Source organism: Andreprevotia sp. IGB-42, from assembly GCF_009848685.1.
Classification (GTDB): domain Bacteria; phylum Pseudomonadota; class Gammaproteobacteria; order Burkholderiales; family Chitinibacteraceae; genus Andreprevotia.
Genome location: NZ_WXTX01000006.1, coordinates 290,492 through 311,308, shown reverse-complemented (window position 1 = coordinate 311,308; position 20,817 = coordinate 290,492). Strand labels below are relative to the sequence as shown.

Genomic DNA, 20,817 nt, shown 5'->3' with positions numbered 1-20,817 from the left:
GTTGACGAACATGGCCTCCGCGGTCATCAGTCAGGGTGTATTGTCTGCGGCAGGTTTGGGAACCTTCAGCTGGCGTGGTGTGGCGGCGGCAGGTGCTGCAAGTTGGGCAGGGTCCCAATTGAACGGGATCGACGGTTTGTCGGCAGATCAAACCAAGATGCTGACGGGAATGGCTGGTAACGCGGCGGGGCAACTGGTCACCAGCGGCAAGATTGATCCGACGCAGGTGTTCCAGGCGACGTTGAATTCAGGGTTGGAGAGCCAGTTCAACGATAATAGTCGTGCTGACATGGCAAAAATTCAGCCACAAGGATCCTCGACGATAGGGGCAAATGATAGAACGGCAGAGTTGCTGGATGCGTTGAATCAAGAGCAGCCTGTTCCTCGTGCAGAAATTTCCAGGAAAGGCGCGATTGACCCAATTTTGGCATCAAAGGCCGCTTTTGGAGATGGCTGGAATCCTTTGCTCGCACCTGCGATGTCCAAGACCGCGCTGGCCGCAATGAAAGCAACAGGTTATTCGGAATTGAACGGCACCGATGCGCGGCTTGCCAGGATTAAAGCCGTTACCTTTGATGAGGACCGGAAGCAACGTAATGAACTGATCGAGTCCAAAAAGCCAGAGTTTCTGCAGCTTTGGGAAGAGCGCAAGGTACAAGAAAAACTGGCAGTGAAATTTGAATCGCAAGCTGCGGAAGAGTTACGCCAGGAAAAATTATTTAAGCAAGGTGAAAAAGTTAAAAGTATGCGGGCTGCGTTACCAAACTATGGTGATGACATGATGCGTCGCATGGTTTCAAACTACGATGGCTCCCCTGTTAGTGCATCTGAAATACCATTTAGAGCCCTCATTCTTCCCGCAGCCTTTGGTACGAGTGTTGTTCATGGGTGGATCAACTTGTTAACACGCCCTGCTGATTCATTTAATTTATGGAAAACAGAGCTTGATTACAATATTAATTCCGGAAATTATCTTGCAGCAGGAGTGCAAGTCGCGACTTTGGCCGGCAATGTTGTGCCAGCCCTCGCAGAGGTAAAGGCTTTTAAGGCTTTCAAATTTGAGTCAATAGCAGAAACCTTTGTTGATAAAACTCTTGCTCGGGCAGAGCTGGTGAAGCCAAGCGACCGCTTAAGCTACGCAGTGAAGAACATCCCATCTGATCTTGTGGCAGATTCCCGAGGTGTTTATGGTTATGTTCCCAAGGATGGGACGCAATTTTCGCAACCTAAGTGGTCTGTGGATTGGACAAATTCTCAGCAGGTTGCTAACGCGCGGGAAGTGCGTTTGGAATATCATCAGGGATTAGCTGATGAGACTGCTTGGGTTGCAAAAATGCGTGCTGACGGCGTTGCTGATGAGAGTATTGCTCGACAAATTGTGGACTTACGGAATCAAACTCGCATGTCGAAATATTCCACGGAACAACTTTCTATGCTGTATGAAAGAAACAAGGTGACTTATGGTAATCCGCACGGGCCAACGTATGAATCGCTCTTGGAAAAATATGGTAATCCGCAAGATGTCATTGCGTCGGGTACCAGAAGCAATCTGACAATGGATATTCTCACTGGTATTGCCAAGGTTCAACCATGAAAAAAACTATTGTACTTAGGACGGTGATTCATCCCCAAAAAACGGTGGTGCTTGATACGGAACAGGGGAAATTTGCTATCCATGCTGTCGAAGATCAAGTGGCGAAAGGGAATTATGCCGTCGTCAATGGAGATGAGTTCAGCGTATTTTCCATGGACAAGCAACTCTATTTTCAGTGGAATACCAAACGCTGGAACTTTAGAGGTCTTGGCGATAAGGTTGAATATCGGCATGATTTTCAAAATGGAATCACAATATTCTCCATTGAGGATACCATGATCGAATATCCGGCTTGGTGGGTTGGCGATCCAATATTTGACCCCAACTTACCCGAGCGCGATGAAGAAGAGGACTTTTTAGGATATGTTGCCTATCTTGCAGGGGACGGCAACTTGCAGCAGAGGTTGATCCAAAGCTGGGATTGTAATTCCAAGGAAGAGTAATAGCTGGGCAGGCCACTTTTTATGGTCTATATTTTAGCAGTAGCGAAAAAATAGGGGGCAGACCACGTTTTATGGTCTATTTTTCCAGTGAGCTCACTTACTCGAATGTCCTATGCCACGTCGCGCCCGTGTTTATCTACCCGGTGTCCCACTGTATCTGATACAACGGGGCAATAATCGTCAGGCTTGTTTCTTTGCCGATGAAGATTATCTTGTCTATCTGGAATGGCTAAAAGACTATGCAGTGAAGACAGGTTGCAAAGTGCACGGTTATACATTGATAGCTTCCAGCGTTTCCTGGGCATCAAGGACAGCGGCAAGGTGCCGGATCGCAATACCGTCTGGACCTTCCGCGAGAAGCTGGTTCAGGCCGGCCTGGGTGCGGCACTGTTTGATGAAGTGAACCGCCAGCTCCAGGCCCACGGCTATCTGGCCCGCTGCGGCCAGATCATCGATGCCACCCTGGTGCCGGTGCCGATCCAGCGCAAAGGAGAAATAGGGGACAGACCACGTTTTATGGTCTATTTTTCCAGTGAGCTCACTTACTCGAATGTCCTATGCCACGTCGCGCCCGTGTTTATCTACCCGGTGTCCCACTGCATCTGATCCAGCGGGGCAATAATCGTCAGGCTTGTTTCTTTGCCGATGAAGATTATCTTGTCTATCTGGAATGGCTAAAAGACTATGCAGTGAAGACAGGTTGCAAAGTGCACGGTTATACATTGATGACCAATCATGTTCATTTGCTGTTGTCTTCATCTCATACTGATGGGGCGGGTGCACTGATGAAGGCACTGGGGCAACTCTATGTGCAATATGTGAATCGCACCTATCGTCGTAGTGGTACTTTATGGGAAGGGCGATTCCGTTCTTGCCTTATTCAGGCAGAAACTTATTTGTTAACTTGCCAGCGTTACATTGAACTCAATCCGGTGCGGGCTGGCATGGTTGCGCACCCGGCCGAGTATCGTTGGTCCAGTTATGCAGCCAATGCACAAGGGCACGAAGATCGATTGCTTATACCGCACCTGCTTTATCAGAGACTGGGCGCGGACAATGCTTCGCGCCAAGCAGCATATCGTGAGTTGTTTCGTCATGCATTGCAGCCAGGGTTGGTGGATGAAATTCGCCAAGCCACCAATGGCAATTTTGCTCTGGGCGATGCGCGTTTTGGTGAAGAGATCAGTCTGATGCTGGGCCGCCGGGTAGTACGAGGTCAAGCCGGTAGGCCATCCAGGGTAATAGCGCCAGCATCGGGCGAATTGTTCTAATCCGGGCAGATTTTTCGTAAAACGTGGTCTGTCCCCTAATTCCCTAATTCCCTAATTCCATCGTCGCCATCACCGTGTGGGACATGTATTTCAGGGCGCTACAAGGGCGCTTCCAGAAACCCCTTTTCAGCGGCGCCCGGCTGGCTGCAAACGGATTGGCTGTTGGGGCAGTTCGGGCAAGTTCGTGGCCAGGCGCTTGCCGCCTGCATCGATTTCGTTCGGTGCGGTGTGGGTTTGCCCAGCCTGTGGCATCAACTGGTGGGGCAACCCTTTCCCGGCCCCCCCCGATTTTGCCTCGCGGATGGTGGCACTGATGAACGATGAAGCCCTCAGTGAAGTGCCACGCTCCCAACGCCGGCCTGTGGCCCAGCCGCTGGATCACTACTTACGCCATGGAAACCGCAAGCAGGGCATGGTAGAAGCCTGCCGGACTGGTGATTACACCATGCAAGAAATCGCCCCCACTTTGGCGTGCACTACGCCACGGTCAGCCGGGCAATCAAGGCGATGGGAAATGTATGATTGCAAGACCCGACCCTAGATATTAGGACTCTTTCGCCACGCATGATCTGCGCATCCGGTTCGAGTAGGCCACTAGCAGTTGGGGGGGATTAGCTGTGCGGGGCCATGAGCAAACTGCCTTCATCCGGGCGATTTATAACACCATGCTGAATTTTATCTTTCTGCGGGCGAAGTAATGCATCCCGCACACGGGCAAATGCTGTCCAGATTGTATGGATTGCACCACATCCACATACCCGTCTGTCTGGAAGGTGCTTTTCCTCACCAAACTTATTTTTTTGCGCCCAGCCCGCGCCATTTATGGGTTTGGTGCGGAAATTCCTACCATTTTTTGCCCGCAAGTACCCTAGTCAGCATAGTCACTAGCAGCTGTTTTCCTGTTATTCAAGTCAGATTTTGTCTATAATTTTCTGTCAGATTTTTTCTTACAAGAAGTAGACAGGCTCGCATGCAGTTCGATCAAGCGCATCAATTAATCGCCGCAATGTTGTGGGAGGGGCTGCTGCTCTCATTGCCCGTGCTGGTGGTGGCGATGGTGGTCGGGCTGCTCATCAGCATCGTGCAGGTGGTCACACAAGTACAGGATATGTCGCTCAGCTTTGTACCCAAGCTGGTGGCTACGGTGATTGCGCTGATCGTGTTCGGCCCGTGGATGCTGCGTACGCTGCTTAGCTACGCGACCAAGCTGATTCTGAGCGCTGGCCGGTATGTCTGATTCCCTTGGCCTGGTGCTGCGCTACGATATGGCGCGGCTGGTTGCCACGTTGCTGTGCGCCACGCGCTTGGCTACGGCCATTTCGCTCACGCCGGTGCTGGCGGGGGTCGGGGTGCCGGTGCGGCTACGGTTGTTCCTGGTGCTGGCCCTGTCGTTCTGTCTGGCAGGCATGGGGCTTTCCGGCTTGCCGCCGGTGCCGACAGATGTGCTGGATCTGGTCGGTATGATGCTGTCGGAGCTGTTGTTTGGCGCGGCCTTGGCCTTTGGTGTGTTTACCGCATTCGGTGCGTTCTCATTGGCTGGCCATCTGCTGGATTTCCAGATCGGTTTCAACGTGGGTGCTTTGTTCGACCCGGTTTCACGCAGGCAAACCCCCATTCTTTCCCGTTTGTTTGATTTGTTTGCCGTGCTGGTTTTCTTTGTGACCCAGTTACATCACACGCTGTTGCGGGCATTTGCCGCCACGCTGGAGGCGGTGCCGCTGGGCGCGTTCAAGGGTGCGGTTTCGCCGCTGGTGATGGCTGAGCAGGTATCGCGGATGTTCGTGCAGGGCCTGAAACTGGCCGCGCCGGTGATGATCTGCCTGCTGCTGGTGGAGCTGGGCATGGCCGTGCTGTCGCGCAATATTCCGCAACTGAATGTATTCGTCATCAGCCTGCCGCTCAAGGTGTTGATTGGCCTGAGCATGCTGGCGTTCTCGCTGCGCTATCTGGCCCCCACCGTTTCCAAAACGCTGAATATGATTTTCCCGTTCTGGGAAAGATTGCTGGTTGCCTAGGCCGTGACATGAGCGAACAAGATCACGACCGTAGCGAAGAGGCTACGCCGCATAAACTGGACCAGGCCCGCAACAAGGGTACCGTGGCCAAGAGCAACGATGTCGTTTACATCGGGGTGCTGGCCGCCTTGCTGGTGTTCTTTTACGGCTATGGTTGGCACCTCATCAATGACATGCTGGCCGCGATGCAGTCGATCCTGCGCCAGGGCGCACGCACCGATTGGTCCGTGGGCGGTGTGGCTGCCTGGCTGCAATCGTCACTGTTGGCGCTGGCTACACCGCTGGCCCCGCTGGCGTGCTCCATCGTGGTGGCTGCCATCGTACTCAGCCTGGCGCAAACCGGGCCGATCTTCAGCGTGCACCCGATCAAACCCGATTGGACCCGTCTGAACCCTGCTACCGGTTTCAAGCGCTTTTTCTCTTTGCGTATCCTGTACGAAAGCGGCAAGAGCATTCTCAAGCTGGTGGTGGTGGGGTTGGTGCTGTTGCTCACGCTTTACGATATGCGCGGCATGATGCTGGCGTTGCCCAATCTGGATGTGCGGCATTTCGGCCAGATCTTGCTGGCGGCATCCGGGTCTTTGCTGTTCAAGCTGGCGATGGTGATGGCGATCTTCGCCATTGTCGATTTCGCCTTCACCCGCTGGGAGTACCTGCGCAAGATGCGCATGAGCCGGCGTGATCTGCGTGATGAACACAAGCTACGCGAGGGCGACCCGCGTATCCGCTCGCGCCTGCGCGAACTGCGGCTGGAGCTGCTCAAGCGTGCCAAGGGCCTGGCCAATATTCCGGAATCGGATGTATTGATCACCAACCCCGTCCACTACGCGGTGGCGGTCAGATACAAGCACGGCGATATGCTGGCGCCACAAGTGGTGGCCAAGGGCGCCGGGAATATTGTCGGCAAAATGCGCGCGGTGGCCGCACGCCATGATGTGGTCATCGTGCAGAACCCGGCGCTGGCGCGTGCCTTGTTCCGCCAGGTGGAAACGGATCAGTACGTGCCCGAATCACTGTATCCGGAAGTCGCACGCATTCTGGTCTGGGTGTATGCAATGCGCCGTGCGCGCGCTGCACCGCAGGGGGCCGCCGCATGAATGCACTGAGAAGGGTATTCCAGCAAAACACCGATATCGTCATCGTACTACTGGTGCTGGGCGTACTGGTGGTGCTGTTCACGCCCATCCCGGCCGGGCTGCTGGATGTGCTGATCCTGGCCAACTTCAGCTTTGCGTTGCTGATCCTGCTGCTGACCTTCTACATGGCCAAGCCGGTGGAGTTCTCCACGTTTCCGGCGCTACTGCTGATTGCCACCCTGTTCCGGCTATCGCTGAACGTGGCCGCCACGCGGCTGATCCTCAGCCACGGGGATGCGGGCAAAGTCATCGGTGCAGTAGGGGGCTATGTGATCGGCGGCAACTATGCCATCGGCCTGATCGTGTTCCTGATCCTGATCGTGGTGCAGTACGTGGTGGTAACCAACGGTGCGCAGCGCGTATCCGAAGTCGCCGCGCGCTTCACGCTGGACAGCATGCCGGGCCAGCAGATGAGCATCGATGCCGACCTGAATATGGGCTTCATCGATCAGGAAGAAGCCAAGCGCCGCCGCAAGAACCTGGAAAAGGAAGCGGGCTTCTACGGCGCCATGGATGGCGCCAGCAAATTCGTCAAGGGCGATGCCATTGCCGGCATCATCATCATGCTGATCAACATCATTGGTGGCCTGGTGATTGGCGTGATGCAGATGGGCATGCCGCTGGCCCAGGCGATGCAGACATTTACGCTGCTGACCATCGGTGATGGCATCGTTACCCAGGTGCCGGCCTTGGTGATCTCGGTCGGCACTGGCCTGATCGTCACCCGTTCGGCATCGGATGCGCATCTGGGCAAGGAAGTCCTGAAGCAGCTGGGCGCGTTCCCCAAAACCCTGGTGCTGGTCAGTGCCGTGCTGGGCGTACTGCTGCTGTTGCCGGGTATTCCGGTGTTGCCTGCGGCCAGTTTGTCGGTCATTTTCCTGTTCATGGCGTGGCTCTCGCACCGGGCGCGCAAGCGCACTGCAGATGCGCCGGATGCCGATGCCAGCGAGGAAGAGGGTACCAGCGACGACGATGCATACCGTGAGCTGGAAATCGAGCCGGTGGAGATCTATGTGGCCCCCAATCTGGGTGCCTTGCTGAGCGAATCGCAACTGGTGCTGATGGAGCGTATCGGCGTATTCCGCAAGCAATATGCCAGTGAATCGGGCCTGGTGCTGCCCAAGGTAAAAATCCGCGAGGCGGCGCGCTTGGGCGCCAATGGTTACGAGATCGCCATCTACGGTGCTGTTGCCGCACGTGGTGAATTGATGCCCGAGCATATTCTGGCTATCCATTCTGGCGCCAATGCCCGCAAGCTGAACGGTATCGAAACCAAAGACCCCAGCTACGGTTTGCCCGCAGTGTGGATCGAAGAATCCGAGAAAGAAGCCGCCCGCACCGGCAAGTACACGCTGGTCGACCCCATGACCGTGTTCCTGACCCACCTGTGCGAGGTGCTTCGCCAGCAATCGGCATCGTTGCTGACCCGGGCCGAGACAGATCGCCTGCTCAACCGCATCCGCCAGCAGCAAACTGGCCTGGTTGAAGAAATCGTCCCGACCTTGCTGAGCGTGGGCGATATCCATCGCGTACTGCAAGCGCTGCTGCGGGAGAAAGTGTCCATTCGCGCCGTGCAAGCCATTCTTGAAACCCTGGGCGAATCCGCCAAGGCCAGCAAGGACGTCAATTACCTGACCGAGATGGTGCGCCAGCGTCTGGGGCCGATCATTTGCCAATCTCTGGTCAATAACCAGAATGTGCTGCAGGTGCTCACGCTTGATCCGTCCATCGAGCAACGGCTGATCCAGGGCGTGCAGTTGACCGAGGGCGGCACACCGCATATCGATCCGCAGCTGACTGAAAAGATGCTGCGCCAGCTGGCGCAGCAGGTAGAAAAGATGATGAAAAACAACCTGTTGCCAGTATTGCTGTGCACGCCTGAATTGCGCCGGCATCTGCGTACGCTGTCTGAACGCATGATGCCGCACCTGCGGGTGATTGCACTGACCGAAGTACCCAATACGGTTGAACTACGGGCCTTTGGCTCGGTAGCGATTTAAAGGTAATCCATGACAATAGATGCGCTTTCCATGGTCGCACAGACCATGCAGCTCGATAGCCGGCGTGTAGAGACCTATAGCCACAACATGGTCAATTCGACCACGCCGGGCTATCGCCGCCAGATCAGCCTGTTGCAACCGCAGTTCGCTTCAGTATTCGACAGCCAGTCACAAGCTGGTAACGCGGTTGATCAGCGCTTCCGCACTGCGGTGGATATGACCGCGGGCACCATGAAGCCAACCGGGCGTGCGCTCGATCTGGCCATCTCGGGCGATGCCTATTTCACGCTGGAAGGCCCGCAGGGCGTGGTGTACACGCGCCGTGGCGATTTTCAGGTGGATGCATCCGGCAAGCTGGTCAGCGCCGACGGTGAAGCAGTCATGAGCACCCAGGGCGAGCTGCGCCTGCCGCCGGGCAAATACACGGTGGACGCCAGTGGGCGCATCAGTGTGGACGGCAACGTGGCAGGTCAATTGCAACTGGTCCAGTTCGACCCTGCTACGCAATTGATCCCGGTGGGCAATGCCAGCTACACGGCAGCGGGCAAGGTGCCTGTCACATCCGTGGTACAGGCTGACGTCCGCAGCGGTTATCTGGAAGTGGCCAATGTCTCGACTGCGGCTGAGATGGTTGGTTTGCTGGAAACCATGCGGCATTTCGAGGCCAACCAGAAGCTGTTCCAGAACTACGACGATGCCATCAGCAAAGCCATTCAGAAACTGGGCGAATTCTAGGAAAACGTTTGATGATTGATGCACTTTATCTTGGCGTGAGCGGGATGTCCTCGCAGCAAAAGCAGATCGATGCGATTGCACATAACCTCACCAACATGAATACGCCCGGCTTCAAGGCCACCCGCGTGCAGTTTCATGAAGTGATGAACAAGGCTTTCGCAGCAGATGCCACCGGTGCCGCCGGTTTGCAGCCTGCCGGCGTTGCCGCTGGCGCATTGCAATTTGATTTTTCCCAGGGGTCGCTGCAAAAAACCGGCTCCGCTGCGGATCTGGCCATTGATGGCGTGGGTTTTCTGAAAGTCACCATGCCTGATGGCAGCGTTGCGTATACGCGCGGCGGTACGCTGACGACGGATGAAAATGGCGTGGTGGTCACCCAGCAAGGCTATCCGCTTGAGCCACGCGTCCAGATGCCAACCAACGCGACCAGCATGAAAATCTATGCCGATGGCCGGGTTGAGGCGCAGTTCAGCGATAACAGCCAGCCCACGGAAATCGCCCGCCTCGAGCTGGTACGTTTTGCCCGCGCTGACGCACTGGAAGGCATGGGCAGCGGTTTGTTCCGCAGTACCGAGGCATCCGGTGAAGCGCAGAGTGGTGCTGCTGGCCAGGAAGGTATGGGCGTGCTGGCACAAGGCCATCTGGAAGGCGCCAATGTCAGCATGATCAACGAAATGACCCAACTGATGCTGGCGCAACGTGCCTACGAGATGAGTAGCAAGCTGGTGCAGACCGCCGATGAGCTGATGGGCATGACCAATAATCTGCGTCGTTGATGCCCAAACGCCACTTCATTCCAGCCTGCATGGTGCTGATGTTCAGCCTGCATGCTGTCGCCGACTCCATCACCGCATCGCTGCGACCGCAAGCAAGCGTGGATGCTGAACGCGTACGTCTGGCCGATCTGGCCGAGCTGCATTGCACGCTGCCGGCTGAGTGTGCACGCCTGGGTGAAATGGCCGTTGGCAGCGCGCCACGGGTGGGCGAATCGCGCATGGTTACGCGCGCCAGGCTGGTCGCAGCACTGCGCCATGCGGGCTATGCCAATGCAGCGCAGATTGAATGGGCTGGCGCGGAGGCAATAGCCATTACGACAGCCAGCCAACTTGTACCTGCTGCACAGCTGGAGCAGGCCGCACTGGCGGTATTGCGCCAGGCCTATGGCAAAGACCAGCTTGATCTGACGCTGACCGATGTACCGGCAAAAGTGGCGGTGCCCAATGGCGCGTTGCAGGTAAGGGGACGTGCGCTGCTGGGCAAGCTCAGGGCGGTGCAGCAGGTCACGCTGGATGTGTCGGTGGATGGCCGGTTCTACCGTTCAGTGCAGGTTGGCGTGGCGATCCAGGCGCAGCGTACTGCCTTCTTTGCCAAAAGCGCATTGACGATCGGCGCCGTTGTCGGCTGCGATCAGTTCGAACAACGCACCGTTGATATCACCCGCTTCAATACCGCGCCTGTTGCAGTCGATTGCTCCGCACCGGTTCGCCTGGCCCGCGCCCTCAGGCAGGGTGACTATCTGGACGAGCTGGCTGTGAAACCGGTGCCTGCCGTCATGCAAGGCGACCGGGTTGCGCTGAATGTCGAACAAGGTGCAGTGCGTTTGCAATCACTGGCAGTGGCATTGGCCGATGGCGACATCGGCAGCGTCATCCAGTTGCGCCCTGTTGCAGGTACGGAGCCCGTGCGGGCACGGGTTAGCGGTAAAGGCCAGGTCATTTTGATAGGTACACCATGATTAAACGGATACTGCTTTCCCTGACATTGCTGCCCATGCTGTGCAGCTTGCCGGTATGGGCGGAAACCCTCTACAGCGAGCAGACTTTCCGCTCCTATGTGTCTGACCGCCGCGCATATCAACCGGGCGACTTGCTGACCGTGCTGGTTGTCGAAAACTCGAGTGCGGCTACGTCGGCCGATACATCTGCAAATCGCAGCACCGATCTTGGCCTCAAGCTGGATGTGGATGATCGCATCCACCACGGCGTAGGTTTGCAGACGGACAATGATTTTGATGCTCGTGGCCGTGTACAGCGTTCTGGCCGCTTGCTGGCGCAGATTACCGTGACGGTTACTGCGGTGCGTGCCAATGGCGATCTGGTTGTCAGTGGCCGCCAGGTACTGGACATCAATGACGAAAAGCAGGAAATCTTCATCACCGGCGTAGCTAGGCCGGTGGATGTGGATAAATCCAATGCGGTTGTGTCATCGCGTCTGGGTGAAGCCAGTATCCGTTACGCGGGGGAAGGTGAGCTGGCCGATCGGCAACGGCCTGCTTGGTGGAACCGCTTTCTTAGCGTGCTCGGGTGGTGATGACGATGAAATTCCGGGCTTTTCTATTGGTATGCCTCAGCTGCGCATCGCTATCTGCATTCGCCGTCACCGATGGTGTACGCATCAAGGATTTGGGGCGTTTGTCAGGTTGGCGTGAAAATCCGCTGGTGGGCTACGGCTTGGTGACTGGCCTTGCTGGTACGGGTGATTCTGCGGGCAACAAGACCACGCGGCAGTCGATCAGCAACATGCTCAAGCAGTTTGGCGTGAATCTGCCGCCCGAGGATGTGCTCAGCCGCAATACGGCGGCAGTGATCGTCAAGGCCAGCTTGCCAGCGTATGCGCAGCCGGGGGACACCATCGACGTGACCGTGACTTCGTTGGGGGATGCACGCAGCCTGGTTGGCGGTAGCTTGCTGCTTGCGCCGCTGAAAGGACCGAACGATCGCGTGTATGTGCTGGCACAGGGTGATCTGGCTGTCGGTGGCTATTCCTACGACATGAATGGCAGCGTGGTGCAGAAGAACCACCCCACCGTAGGCACCATCCCGGGCGGGGGTGTGGTTGAGGTGGGCGTGGGTGTGAAGGTGGTCAACGAGCGCCAGAAGCTGACCTTCGTGCTGGCCGATCCGGATTTCACCACCGCATCGCGCATCGCGGCCGCCATCAATCAGTCCATGGGCCGTACTGTTGCCGCACCGCGCGACGCGGCGGCGGTGGAGATCGACGCGCCCGCCGAGGGCGGTGCGCGCCTGGTGGATTTTGTCGCCAGGCTGGAGCGTTTGACCGTGCATCCTGATAACCGCGCGCGCGTCGTCATCAACGAGCGGACCGGTACCGTCGTTTCGGGCGGTGACGTGCAGATTTCCAAGGTGTCCATTTCCCATGGCGAAATGAAAGTATCCATCGTGACGGACAACAGTGTGTCCCAGCCGACATTCGTCAGTGATACAGGCCGTGGTGTGCGTACCGAGGTGGTTTCCAATTCACGCATTGATGTGGCCGAAAGCGATAACCGTCAGATCGATTCCACCGGCAATACCGTGGCCGACCTGGTGCAATCGCTGACCCGTATCAAGACCAACACCCGCGACATCATTTCAATTCTTCGTGCAGTCAAAGCCGCTGGCGCGCTGCACGCGGATCTGGTCGTTCAATAAAGACAAGGGAATAAAACGCATGCTCGAAAGCATCGGTTCCGTGACGATGAATCTGGTATCCAAGGCGCTGGATGCAGCCAGCCTGCGCCATCAAGCGATTGCCACCAATATTGCCAACGTCAATACGGAGGGGTTTCAGCCCTTCCACGTCAGTTTTGAAGACCAACTGGGTGCTGTGCGCAGCGATGTTGCTGCGGGCCGTGAGATCAGTGCGAATCACCTGGCCGGTATTGCTGCCCGACTGGAACGCGATGCGGCCGTACAGACGCAGGATAGCGGCGCGTCGCTGGATCTGCAAACCGCGGCGCTGAGTCAGAACACATTGCAATACCAGGCACTGCTCAAAGGGGTTTCGCATCATTACGCAATCCTGAGCCTGCTGATCAACGACGGAAAACGCTAATGGATTATCTCAGCGCTTTTGCCATCAGCGCCGCAGGGATGCGCGTCGAGAAAATGCGCCTCGATGTAACCGCACTGAATCTGGCCAATATGAACAGTACCAGGGGAGCCGACGGGCAGCTTTATCAGCCCCTGCGCGTCGTTGCCAGTGCAGCAACGTCCTTCGATGGACATTTTTCGCAAGCAGCCCAATTGCAGGCAATGCTGCCGCAAGGGCAAATCGAGCCCCTGGACGTGGCACCGCGCAAAGTCCATGACCCGGGCCACCCTGCTGCTGATGCGGCCGGGGATGTGGAAATGCCGGCCATCAATCACTTGGGAGAAATGCTCAACATGGCTACTGCGCTGCGTGCCTATGAGGCCAACGTGGTCGCCATGAATGCGGCAAAAACCATGGCGTTGCGCGCGCTGGAGATCGGGGGTGGCGCGTGAACATCGAAGCCTTGACGGCGTTGACCCCGGTAAACCAGATCAAGTTTCCGGAAGTTGGCGGGATCACCTCGCCGGCTACCCAGCCGGGTTTTGCCGCTTGGTTTGACCAGCAGCTGACCCAGGTCAGCGAGAAAATGGCTGTTGCAGATAGCGGTTTGCAACAGCTTGCACTGGGTGATACCAGCAATCTGCATCAGGTCATGATGCAATTTGAAGACGCAAAACTGTCGATCCAGTTGGTGATGCAAGTTCGTAACCGTCTACTTGAAACGTATCAGGAAATGATGCGCATGCAGATGTAAAGGAAGATAGTCAGTGTTGATGCAACTTTGGAACAAATTGGATCGTGTAGCGCGCATTGGCTTGCTGGCCTGCGTGCTGAGCATCGTATTGCTGACCGGCGCGCTGGCCTGGTGGGCGTTGCACCAAGAGGAAGGCGTGCTGTTTTCCGGGCTTTCAGCCCAGGACGCGTCAACCATGGTGGCTGCGCTGGATCAGATGAAACAGCCGTACCGGCTGGAGCAAGGTGGCAGCACCATTCTTGTACCAGCGGAAAACGTCCACAAAGTTCGCCTGCAACTGTTGGGGAAGGATATTCCCCTGCATGGTACGGTGGGTTTCGAGCTCTTCAATAACAGCGATTTCAGCATGACCGAATTCGCCCAGAAAGTGAACTATCAACGGGCGATGCAAGGCGAAATTACCCGCACCATCCTGGCGGTGGAAGATATCCAGACTGCACGCGTGCATCTGGCATTGCCTGAGCAAGGTCTGTTCAAGCGACAGGATGCGAAAGCCAAGGCGTCGGTCAGCCTGACGCTCAAGCCGGGACGTCAGCTTGCGCCAGAACAGATCAAGGGCATACAGCGGTTGGTGGCCGCTTCGGTGGCGGAAATCGATCCGTCTGCGGTGACGATTGTTGACCAGCATGGCGTGGCGCTGACTCGCAGCGGCAAGGAATCTGGCCCTGAAGCGAATCCGGGCGAATCGCTGGAAGTGAAGCGCACCATGGAAAGCTATCTGAAACAGAAGCTGGATGCGGTGTTGGCCAAGAGCTTTGGCGAGGGCAAAGCCATTGCAAGCGTGGACGTCCAGCTGAACGACAAGGCGAGCAAGCTGGTTGTCGAAGATGTGCTTCCCGTGGATAAGGAGCGTGGCACCGGTGTGACCGTACGTGAACGGCAGAATACTCGCCCCAGTGCAGGCCAGGCAGATACTGAGGAAGTCACGCAAAGTGAATACGACTACCAGGTAGGCCGGCGCGTGGAGCAGGTAGAGCGCACGCCTGGCGGTATCGAGCGTATCAGCGTTGCGGTGGTGCTCGAACGCCCGCTGAGCGAGGCTGAGCTTGGTCAATTCCGGGCCATTGTGGCCAATACCGTTGGCTTGGTCGAGGAGCGTGGTGATCGCGTTGCGCTGTATGCAATGGACCAACTGGTTGCCGAGCCAAAAATGCAACCGCTGGATATGTCAGCGCAAGAACCGGCAGCATCCGCACCGCAAGGCAATAAACCTGCCGTTGCCGATGATTGGCAGAAAACGAATATCGCAGTGTTGCTGGTAGTGATTGCCGTGCTATTGGCAGGCCTCTTCGTATGGGCGCGCCGTGGCGCCGACAATGGGGTCGCCACGCTGAGTGATGCCGAGCGGGAGCGCTTGCTGGAAAAGGTCCGGGCTTGGGTAGCACTGGAAGATGACACACGATCTGAAAAGGGCGGCTTATGAGTAGCCGTCGCGCCGCACTGGCATTGCATGGCCTTGCCGAGGCGGATCAATCCTGGATGCTGGCGCAATTGGGTGTTGCAGCGCGCGCGCGCGTGGGCGCGCACCTGGAAGAACTTGTTGCCCTTGGGATCCCCGCAGAGCCATCACTTGCGTTGTCGGCAGGTACAAATAACAGTGCGGCAAAGAACGTTGATCAAGCGGCAAGCATTGACAAGTTGTTGATGGAGCCGACCTGGCTGCTGGCGCTGCTGGTGCGTCAACGCAACTGGTGGTGGCAGGAGGCCCTTCTTGGCCGCATGGATGGGCAGCGGCGTGCTGATCTTGAACGGCTCGTTGCAGAGGATGTACCAGTGGCACCCGCACTTGCCCGCGCATTGTTGCTCCATTGCGAGGAACAGCTTGCTGCTGATATGCCGCGAATGAATGCCACTCAGCATGGAAATTTGCTTGCCGCATTGAAATTGGGGATCAGTCGATGGCGCCGATAATCCGCAAGCCTGCTGTATCAACCGAAAAACGCACGTTGCAACTGCGCAATGCAAATACACAAACCGCTATGCAACGGGAGGTTCCGTCCCCGGCCCCCTCGATTCCGGCCCCTGCTCCCGCTGCAGTCGCGCCCGTTGCATCACCACCCGTGATCACGGCACGTCTGTTTGATGAGCAGGAAATGGATCGCAGGGTTGCTGCTGCTACACAGGTCGTTCAGAAGGAAATTGAAGCAGAGATGGCACAACTGCGTGCCAAGGCCCAGGAGCAAGGTTATACGGAAGGGATGAAGCGCGCACAGGCGCAAGTTGACCAATCCGATGCTGAGCGTGCAAAGCGTTTCGAGTTGCTGCTGACCAAAATTGAGGCCGGTTTGCAGCGGGATGAAAGCGCGCAGGAACGGCTGTCGGTATCCATCGCCTATGAGGCGCTCTGCAAGATTGCCGGAGAGGCACTTTTGACCCGGGATGGTGTGCTTGCAGTGGTGCGGCAGGTACTTGGGCGCTTGCGTCAGCGTCAGGCGGTAACCATTTATCTTGCACCGGATGATCTGCGGCTGGTCGGTGATCCACCCCCTGAATTGGCGGAAACTACACAAGTGACTTGGGCGGCCGATGCCCGGGTCGGACGGGGAGGCTGCCTGATCGAAACTCCGATGGGTGAGCTTGATGCCCGGCTGGAGAGTCAACTACAAATCATTCTCGAGGCATTTCTGGCCGCGCAACGGGCATCGCGCTGATCATGACCTCCGTGTACCTTGAATGTTTGCGTACGCTCGATACTTGCCGCCGGCTTGGTGCAGTCACGCGCCTGGCGGGGTTGAGCATCGAGGCCCGCGGACCGGATGCCCCTGTTGGCGAAGTTTGCGAAATTGTTTCCCGCCACGACGGTAGACGCATACGCGCCGAGGTGGTCGGGCTGAATGATGATCGGCTGATACTGATGCCTTATGGAGATACGCGCGGGATTGCGGTAGGTTCTGAAGTGCTGGCAACCGGGCATTTGCCGGAAATTGGCGTAGGTGATGCATTGCTCGGCAGGGTGATTGATGCGTTTGGCGCGCCAATTGATGACCTCGCACCGCCAGCGGTGAGCGAATCGAGGCCTTTGCGCACCCAGCCAGTCAATCCGTTACGCAGACCACGTATCGAACATGTGATGGAAACGGGCGTGCGCGCCATCGATAGCATCCTGACCTTGGGGCAGGGACAACGCATTGGCATCTTCGCTGGCAGCGGTGTGGGCAAGAGTACCTTGCTGGGCATGATCGCCAAACACATCGTGGCAGACGTGAATGTGATTGCGCTGATCGGCGAGCGTGGGCGTGAGGTCAAGGAATTCATCGAGCAACAACTGGGACCTGAGGGGTTGGCAAGATCGGTGGTCGTGGTCGCCACCGCGGATATGCCAGCCTTGGCCCGGGCGCGGGCGGCTTATGCGGCGACTGCCATCGCCGAATACTTCCGGGATCAGGGCAAGCAAGTGATGCTGACCATGGATTCGGTCACGCGCTTTGCCATGGCCAAACGTGAAATCGGTCTTGCTGCCGGTGAACCGCCGACGGCCCGTGGTTATACGCCCTCGGTATTCACGGAATTACCCGAGCTTTGTGAGCGCTGTGGGACGTCGGATTCCGGTGGCAGCATCACAGCCTTGTATACGGTATTGGTGGAAGGCGATGATTTTAATGAACCCATTTCAGACATCCTGCGCGCAACCCTGGATGGCCACATCGTACTGAGCAGGAAACTGGCGCAAAGTGGCCATTTTCCAGCGATCGATATTCTGCAGAGCGCAAGTCGCCTGCTGCCCGATCTGGCTGCAGCTGACGAATTGAAGCTGGTGCATGAAGTCGTAGCCTACCTTGCGAGCTACGAGAGAAACCGCGAGATGATCGATATCGGTGCTTACCGCACCGGCAGCAATGCCGAGATTGATCGTGCGGTGGGTGTGATGCCTGCGCTACGGCGATTCCTGTGTCAGGGAAAGCTTGAACATGCGCCACGCCAGGCCGTATTGGCTCAGCTCAGGCATGCGCTGGGGGTGACCTCAACATGAACACGAGACAGTTTCAATATGCGCTGCGTCCGGTTCATACCCTGACAGAGTGGGATCTGGCTGAGCTGCGCCAGAATCTGGCTGAGCTGGTTGTGCTTGAGAGCGAGCGGGAAAAAACACTGGCAGCAGCAGCGCAGGATTACCATGCCGCAGAATCGGCAATGCGTGCTGGCCATGCGGCCAATGCGCTGGTTGATCCGGCCCGGCAAAGACAGTGGCATCAATATCTGGGGCATCTGGATCGCAGCGTGGTCAATGCACGCGTAGCACTTGAGGAAGCAACGCGGCTTAAAGAGGCTGCCTTGAATGCAGTGGCAGAAAAGCATGCCTTTCTCAAGGGGTTGGAAACGCATCGTGATAGCTTGTTCGAGATATTCACCCGGGAAATGCACGCACGCGAAGCTAAAGCGATGGATGAAGCGTGGTTGCAAAGCGCAGCGGAAAAGAAGGCGTCGTGATGCGGATTAGTGAAAGACATACAGACATTTTGCAGCAAAACCAAACCGGTACTGCACATGCGCAGAGCCTGCAAGATGCATGGAAAAAGCAATTGGCTATCGCTGATCAGTCACTGCTGGACGGCGTAACTGCGATTAGAAATCCGTTGCTGCAATTTGCGGATCCCAGTGCCGCCAGGCAAGCATTGCCTGAGCGGCCTCTAGCGACTCTACCCCCTGCAGCACGCGTTGCCGCAAGTCGCGATGCATCTCCAACGTTGCAACCGCATACTGACCATGCGGGAAATGTCACCGACGCGAATGAAAAGGCCCGGCCGGACCCCGGCAATGCTGCAGCGACACAGGCACCATTGCAGCTTACCGCCGGAGCGGGGCGAGCAGTTCAACCAGCAGTATCTGCTCCTGAACTGGCAGCAGAAACTGTCGCCCTGCCGACAATGCCTGAAGTGGCTATGCAAATGGCCGGTCTGACTGCAGCCAATCTCATGGGGCCGGTTGCCAGGACGGGGACGATGTCTTCAGCTATAGGCAATATCGCTACGCAATTGGTAGATTCATCCCGGCCTGCCTTAATTGCGCCGCAACAAGTGGGTTCCTTGCCTGAGCTACATCTCGTCCGTACTGATGCTTTGCAAGAAGCAGACGTGACGGACGAAATGCAATTCCGTTCCGGTGCTAGCCAGTCGTTACCTGATGCATTGAAAAAGCAGCACCTGCATCTGGTTGAAAATGAAGATGGTCAGGTACACCTCTGGCTGCGGGATAACGCACTCAGTGAATTTCAACAAAATGCGGTCTTGCAACGCATACAGTATGACCTTTTGCGCTCGGGTAGCTGGTTGGCGCAGGCGACGATCAATGGCAAACCAGTCTTTGAAGCCAAGCGCCAAGCAAGCTACCTGGAATACGCAGCTTTGAGTGACGCAGAACAGAACGTTGATATGCCGAATAATTTCTCTGGCCTTACCAGCCGTATCCAAAGCGAAAAAATCTGATCATGGCCACCGAATCCATCTCCGCTGTTTCTTCCAACCTGCAGGCCGCCGGGCTGGGCTTGCAGGATCTGCTCAAAATTCTGCTGACCCAGCTGACTTATCAAGATCCGCTCAAGCCGATGGATAACCAGGAGTTTGTCGCTCAGATTGCCCAGTTTTCGGCGCTCGAAGCCAATCAGCAACTGAATACCAAGGTAGATCAGCTGTTGAGTATCCAGTCGACCACGCAGTCGATCGGATTGCTGGGCAAGACGGTGGATGTAACTAACCCCAATGGTGGCTCCGTCGTAACAGGGCAGGTTTCCGCGCTGGCCTTTGCTGATGGTGAGCCCCGTATCACGGTCAGGCAGGCAGATGGGCAGGTGGTGAGTGGTATCTCCATCGCACAGATTTCCGCTGTTCGCTAAGCAATCACAATTAACTGGAGCGCATGATGCTCGATTCGATTTTTATCGGTATGGCTGGCTTGACCAGCTACTCACGTGGCTTGAAAACCATCAGCAATAACGTGACCAACCTCAACACCCCTGGTTTCAAGACATCGCACCTGCAGTTTGCAGATATGTTTTACCAGGGTGATCAGGCTGGTTCGGGCGAACGCAGCCAAGGGCAGGGTGTAAGCACTTTTGGATCCACGCTGAGTTTTGTAGCGGGTGATTTCCGGTCTACCGGCAATCCGCTGGATATTGCAATTGACGGCCGAGGGTTTTTTGTCTTGCGTGATAGCAACGGCAATCTGACTTACACCAAGGCAGGGCAATTCGAGTTTGATGACAAAGGTATTTTGGTCAACCGGCTTGGCGGTGAAAAAGTGCTGGCATTTGGCACGGATGGTTCACTGCAGGAAATATCGCTGAAAGGGCTTGATACCAATAAACCCCAAGCGACAACCTCCGTGGCATTCAAGGGCAATCTGTCCAGCGCTGATACGGAACATATCCTCAACAATGTGGTTGTCTACGATAATGCAGGTGCAGAACATAATCTGCAGGTGACCTTCAATGGCAAGACTGAAGATATTGCCAGCGGCGAAGTCAAATGGGATTTGACCATCAAGGAGGGTGGTACAACCTTGGCAACGGGCCCTATCAAGTTCAAGAATTCGGTTCCCATGCTGGGTAACGATAGCCTCAGTCTGACCTTCAATCCTGTTGGTGTCGCGTCATCGACAGCTGTTTTCAAGCTTGGTATGGATGTGACTGGCTACTCTCTGGGTACCGATTCTTCACTGGTTCTGGGCACCAAAGACGGCTATGCAGTGGGCAAACTTGTTGGTCAGAGTTTCGATGAGGAAGGCCATCTCGTTGTCAGCTACTCGAATGGCCAAACTGCAAAGCCATTCCAGGTAGCTTTGGCGCGATTGAGCAGTCTCGACAGCCTGGAACAGATTGGTGGTAATCAGTTCAAAGCAAAGAATGCAGATCTGGTTTCATACGGTGTTGCCGGCGCAGGGCAGGAGGCGATTCGCACGGGTGCGGTGGAAATCTCCAACGTTGATCTGTCCCAGGAATTTAGTGACCTCATTCTGATGCAGCGTGGGTATCAGGCTTCCTCGCAAATGGTGAGTGCCGCCAATGAATTGATCCAGCAATTGTTCGAAATGAAGGGCCGTGGCTAAGTGATAGTACGACCT

General features: G+C 56.3%; 24 protein-coding genes. All 24 read left to right on the top strand.

Features of this window, described 5'->3' with window-relative positions:
• Positions 1–1,594: hypothetical protein (locus IGB42_RS11760; protein ID WP_201799911.1), on the top strand; the 1,594-nt coding region annotated here is incomplete at its 5' end.
• Positions 1,591–2,037 carry a hypothetical protein gene (locus tag IGB42_RS11755; RefSeq protein ID WP_159671742.1) on the top strand — a complete coding sequence of 149 codons (447 nt, stop codon included), beginning with the start codon at positions 1,591–1,593 and terminating at the stop codon, positions 2,035–2,037. The genes IGB42_RS11760 and IGB42_RS11755, both read left to right, overlap by 4 nt.
• Positions 2,038–2,262: 225 nt before the next feature.
• Positions 2,263–2,643 carry a transposase gene (locus IGB42_RS11750; RefSeq protein ID WP_159671740.1) on the top strand — a complete coding sequence of 127 codons (381 nt, stop codon included), beginning with the start codon at positions 2,263–2,265 and terminating at the stop codon, positions 2,641–2,643.
• Positions 2,595–3,308, top strand: coding sequence for a transposase (locus IGB42_RS11745; RefSeq protein ID WP_159671738.1), 714 nt, complete (start codon positions 2,595–2,597; stop codon positions 3,306–3,308). The genes IGB42_RS11750 and IGB42_RS11745 overlap by 49 nt, the downstream gene beginning before the upstream one ends.
• A 970-nt stretch (positions 3,309–4,278) precedes the next feature.
• Positions 4,279–4,545 (top strand): flagellar biosynthetic protein FliQ, encoded by a 267-nt coding sequence (locus tag IGB42_RS11740; RefSeq protein WP_159671736.1) that lies wholly within the window; start codon positions 4,279–4,281, stop codon positions 4,543–4,545.
• The gene (locus IGB42_RS11735; protein ID WP_159671734.1) at positions 4,538–5,323 is read left to right on the top strand and encodes a flagellar biosynthetic protein FliR; all 786 of its coding nucleotides are present in this window, start codon (positions 4,538–4,540) and stop codon (positions 5,321–5,323) included. The genes IGB42_RS11740 and IGB42_RS11735 overlap by 8 nt, the downstream gene beginning before the upstream one ends.
• Before the next feature lie 8 nt (positions 5,324–5,331).
• On the top strand, positions 5,332–6,420 hold the full coding sequence (locus tag IGB42_RS11730; protein WP_159671732.1) for a flagellar biosynthesis protein FlhB: 1,089 nt from the start codon (positions 5,332–5,334) through the stop codon (positions 6,418–6,420).
• Positions 6,417–8,459 (top strand): flagellar biosynthesis protein FlhA, encoded by a 2,043-nt coding sequence (gene flhA / locus IGB42_RS11725; RefSeq protein ID WP_159671730.1) that lies wholly within the window; start codon positions 6,417–6,419, stop codon positions 8,457–8,459. Before IGB42_RS11730 ends, flhA begins: the two co-directional genes overlap by 4 nt.
• A 30-nt stretch (positions 8,460–8,489) precedes the next feature.
• Entirely contained in the window at positions 8,490–9,194 is a 705-nt protein-coding gene (locus tag IGB42_RS11720; protein ID WP_159671728.1) for a flagellar hook-basal body protein, read from the top strand.
• 11 nt (positions 9,195–9,205) lie between these two features.
• Positions 9,206–9,970 (top strand): flagellar hook-basal body protein, encoded by a 765-nt coding sequence (locus IGB42_RS11715; protein WP_159671727.1) that lies wholly within the window; start codon positions 9,206–9,208, stop codon positions 9,968–9,970.
• 38 nt (positions 9,971–10,008) lie between these two features.
• A complete protein-coding gene (flgA, locus tag IGB42_RS11710; protein ID WP_159671725.1) occupies positions 10,009–10,929 on the top strand; it encodes a flagellar basal body P-ring formation chaperone FlgA in 921 nt (306 codons plus the stop codon).
• Positions 10,926–11,504 carry a flagellar basal body L-ring protein FlgH gene (locus IGB42_RS11705; protein ID WP_159671723.1) on the top strand — a complete coding sequence of 193 codons (579 nt, stop codon included), beginning with the start codon at positions 10,926–10,928 and terminating at the stop codon, positions 11,502–11,504. Before flgA ends, IGB42_RS11705 begins: the two co-directional genes overlap by 4 nt.
• A complete protein-coding gene (locus IGB42_RS11700; protein ID WP_159671721.1) occupies positions 11,504–12,625 on the top strand; it encodes a flagellar basal body P-ring protein FlgI in 1,122 nt (373 codons plus the stop codon). Before IGB42_RS11705 ends, IGB42_RS11700 begins: the two co-directional genes overlap by 1 nt.
• A gap of 19 nt (positions 12,626–12,644) precedes the next feature.
• Positions 12,645–13,028 carry a flagellar basal body rod protein FlgB gene (gene flgB, locus IGB42_RS11695; protein ID WP_159671719.1) on the top strand — a complete coding sequence of 128 codons (384 nt, stop codon included), beginning with the start codon at positions 12,645–12,647 and terminating at the stop codon, positions 13,026–13,028.
• Entirely contained in the window at positions 13,028–13,459 is a 432-nt protein-coding gene (gene flgC, locus IGB42_RS11690; RefSeq protein WP_159671717.1) for a flagellar basal body rod protein FlgC, read from the top strand. Before flgB ends, flgC begins: the two co-directional genes overlap by 1 nt.
• Entirely contained in the window at positions 13,456–13,761 is a 306-nt protein-coding gene (gene fliE, locus IGB42_RS11685) for a flagellar hook-basal body complex protein FliE (protein WP_159671715.1), read from the top strand. Before flgC ends, fliE begins: the two co-directional genes overlap by 4 nt.
• Before the next feature lie 19 nt (positions 13,762–13,780).
• Complete coding sequence (gene fliF / locus IGB42_RS11680) at positions 13,781–15,184, top strand: flagellar basal-body MS-ring/collar protein FliF (RefSeq protein ID WP_236822560.1); 1,404 nt, start codon at positions 13,781–13,783, stop codon at positions 15,182–15,184.
• Positions 15,181–15,672, top strand: coding sequence for a hypothetical protein (locus IGB42_RS11675; protein ID WP_159671711.1), 492 nt, complete (start codon positions 15,181–15,183; stop codon positions 15,670–15,672). Before fliF ends, IGB42_RS11675 begins: the two co-directional genes overlap by 4 nt.
• On the top strand, positions 15,660–16,412 hold the full coding sequence (locus tag IGB42_RS11670) for a FliH/SctL family protein (RefSeq protein WP_159671709.1): 753 nt from the start codon (positions 15,660–15,662) through the stop codon (positions 16,410–16,412). Before IGB42_RS11675 ends, IGB42_RS11670 begins: the two co-directional genes overlap by 13 nt.
• 2 nt (positions 16,413–16,414) lie before the next feature.
• The gene (locus IGB42_RS11665; RefSeq protein ID WP_159671707.1) at positions 16,415–17,731 is read left to right on the top strand and encodes a FliI/YscN family ATPase; all 1,317 of its coding nucleotides are present in this window, start codon (positions 16,415–16,417) and stop codon (positions 17,729–17,731) included.
• Positions 17,728–18,189 carry a flagellar FliJ family protein gene (locus IGB42_RS11660; RefSeq protein ID WP_159671706.1) on the top strand — a complete coding sequence of 154 codons (462 nt, stop codon included), beginning with the start codon at positions 17,728–17,730 and terminating at the stop codon, positions 18,187–18,189. Before IGB42_RS11665 ends, IGB42_RS11660 begins: the two co-directional genes overlap by 4 nt.
• On the top strand, positions 18,153–19,184 hold the full coding sequence (locus IGB42_RS11655) for a hypothetical protein (RefSeq protein WP_159671704.1): 1,032 nt from the start codon (positions 18,153–18,155) through the stop codon (positions 19,182–19,184). The genes IGB42_RS11660 and IGB42_RS11655 overlap by 37 nt, the downstream gene beginning before the upstream one ends.
• A 2-nt stretch (positions 19,185–19,186) precedes the next feature.
• Positions 19,187–19,591: a flagellar hook assembly protein FlgD gene (locus IGB42_RS11650; protein ID WP_159671702.1), complete on the top strand. Its 405-nt coding sequence runs from the start codon at positions 19,187–19,189 to the stop codon at positions 19,589–19,591.
• Positions 19,592–19,614: 23 nt separating this feature from the next.
• Positions 19,615–20,802: a flagellar hook protein FlgE gene (locus IGB42_RS11645; protein WP_159671700.1), complete on the top strand. Its 1,188-nt coding sequence runs from the start codon at positions 19,615–19,617 to the stop codon at positions 20,800–20,802.
• The last annotated feature ends 15 nt before the right edge of the window (positions 20,803–20,817 follow it).

Excerpts from the sequence above, each read along its gene's own strand:
- IGB42_RS11755 (WP_159671742.1), top strand. The coding sequence starts at position 1,591 with ATGAAAAAAACTATTGTACTTAGGACGGTGATTCATCCCCAAAAAACG.
- IGB42_RS11750 (WP_159671740.1), top strand. The coding sequence starts at position 2,263 with ATGGCTAAAAGACTATGCAGTGAAGACAGGTTGCAAAGTGCACGGTTA.
- IGB42_RS11745 (WP_159671738.1), top strand. The coding sequence starts at position 2,595 with ATGCCACGTCGCGCCCGTGTTTATCTACCCGGTGTCCCACTGCATCTG.
- IGB42_RS11740 (WP_159671736.1), top strand. The coding sequence starts at position 4,279 with ATGCAGTTCGATCAAGCGCATCAATTAATCGCCGCAATGTTGTGGGAG.
- IGB42_RS11735 (WP_159671734.1), top strand. The coding sequence starts at position 4,538 with ATGTCTGATTCCCTTGGCCTGGTGCTGCGCTACGATATGGCGCGGCTG.
- IGB42_RS11730 (WP_159671732.1), top strand. The coding sequence starts at position 5,332 with ATGAGCGAACAAGATCACGACCGTAGCGAAGAGGCTACGCCGCATAAA.
- flhA (WP_159671730.1), top strand. The coding sequence starts at position 6,417 with ATGAATGCACTGAGAAGGGTATTCCAGCAAAACACCGATATCGTCATC.
- IGB42_RS11720 (WP_159671728.1), top strand. The coding sequence starts at position 8,490 with ATGGTCGCACAGACCATGCAGCTCGATAGCCGGCGTGTAGAGACCTAT.
- IGB42_RS11715 (WP_159671727.1), top strand. The coding sequence starts at position 9,206 with ATGATTGATGCACTTTATCTTGGCGTGAGCGGGATGTCCTCGCAGCAA.
- flgA (WP_159671725.1), top strand. The coding sequence starts at position 10,009 with ATGTTCAGCCTGCATGCTGTCGCCGACTCCATCACCGCATCGCTGCGA.
- IGB42_RS11705 (WP_159671723.1), top strand. The coding sequence starts at position 10,926 with ATGATTAAACGGATACTGCTTTCCCTGACATTGCTGCCCATGCTGTGC.
- IGB42_RS11700 (WP_159671721.1), top strand. The coding sequence starts at position 11,504 with ATGACGATGAAATTCCGGGCTTTTCTATTGGTATGCCTCAGCTGCGCA.
- flgB (WP_159671719.1), top strand. The coding sequence starts at position 12,645 with ATGCTCGAAAGCATCGGTTCCGTGACGATGAATCTGGTATCCAAGGCG.
- flgC (WP_159671717.1), top strand. The coding sequence starts at position 13,028 with ATGGATTATCTCAGCGCTTTTGCCATCAGCGCCGCAGGGATGCGCGTC.
- fliF (WP_236822560.1), top strand. The coding sequence starts at position 13,781 with ATGCAACTTTGGAACAAATTGGATCGTGTAGCGCGCATTGGCTTGCTG.
- IGB42_RS11675 (WP_159671711.1), top strand. The coding sequence starts at position 15,181 with ATGAGTAGCCGTCGCGCCGCACTGGCATTGCATGGCCTTGCCGAGGCG.
- IGB42_RS11670 (WP_159671709.1), top strand. The coding sequence starts at position 15,660 with ATGGCGCCGATAATCCGCAAGCCTGCTGTATCAACCGAAAAACGCACG.
- IGB42_RS11665 (WP_159671707.1), top strand. The coding sequence starts at position 16,415 with ATGACCTCCGTGTACCTTGAATGTTTGCGTACGCTCGATACTTGCCGC.
- IGB42_RS11660 (WP_159671706.1), top strand. The coding sequence starts at position 17,728 with ATGAACACGAGACAGTTTCAATATGCGCTGCGTCCGGTTCATACCCTG.
- IGB42_RS11650 (WP_159671702.1), top strand. The coding sequence starts at position 19,187 with ATGGCCACCGAATCCATCTCCGCTGTTTCTTCCAACCTGCAGGCCGCC.
- IGB42_RS11645 (WP_159671700.1), top strand. The coding sequence starts at position 19,615 with ATGATGCTCGATTCGATTTTTATCGGTATGGCTGGCTTGACCAGCTAC.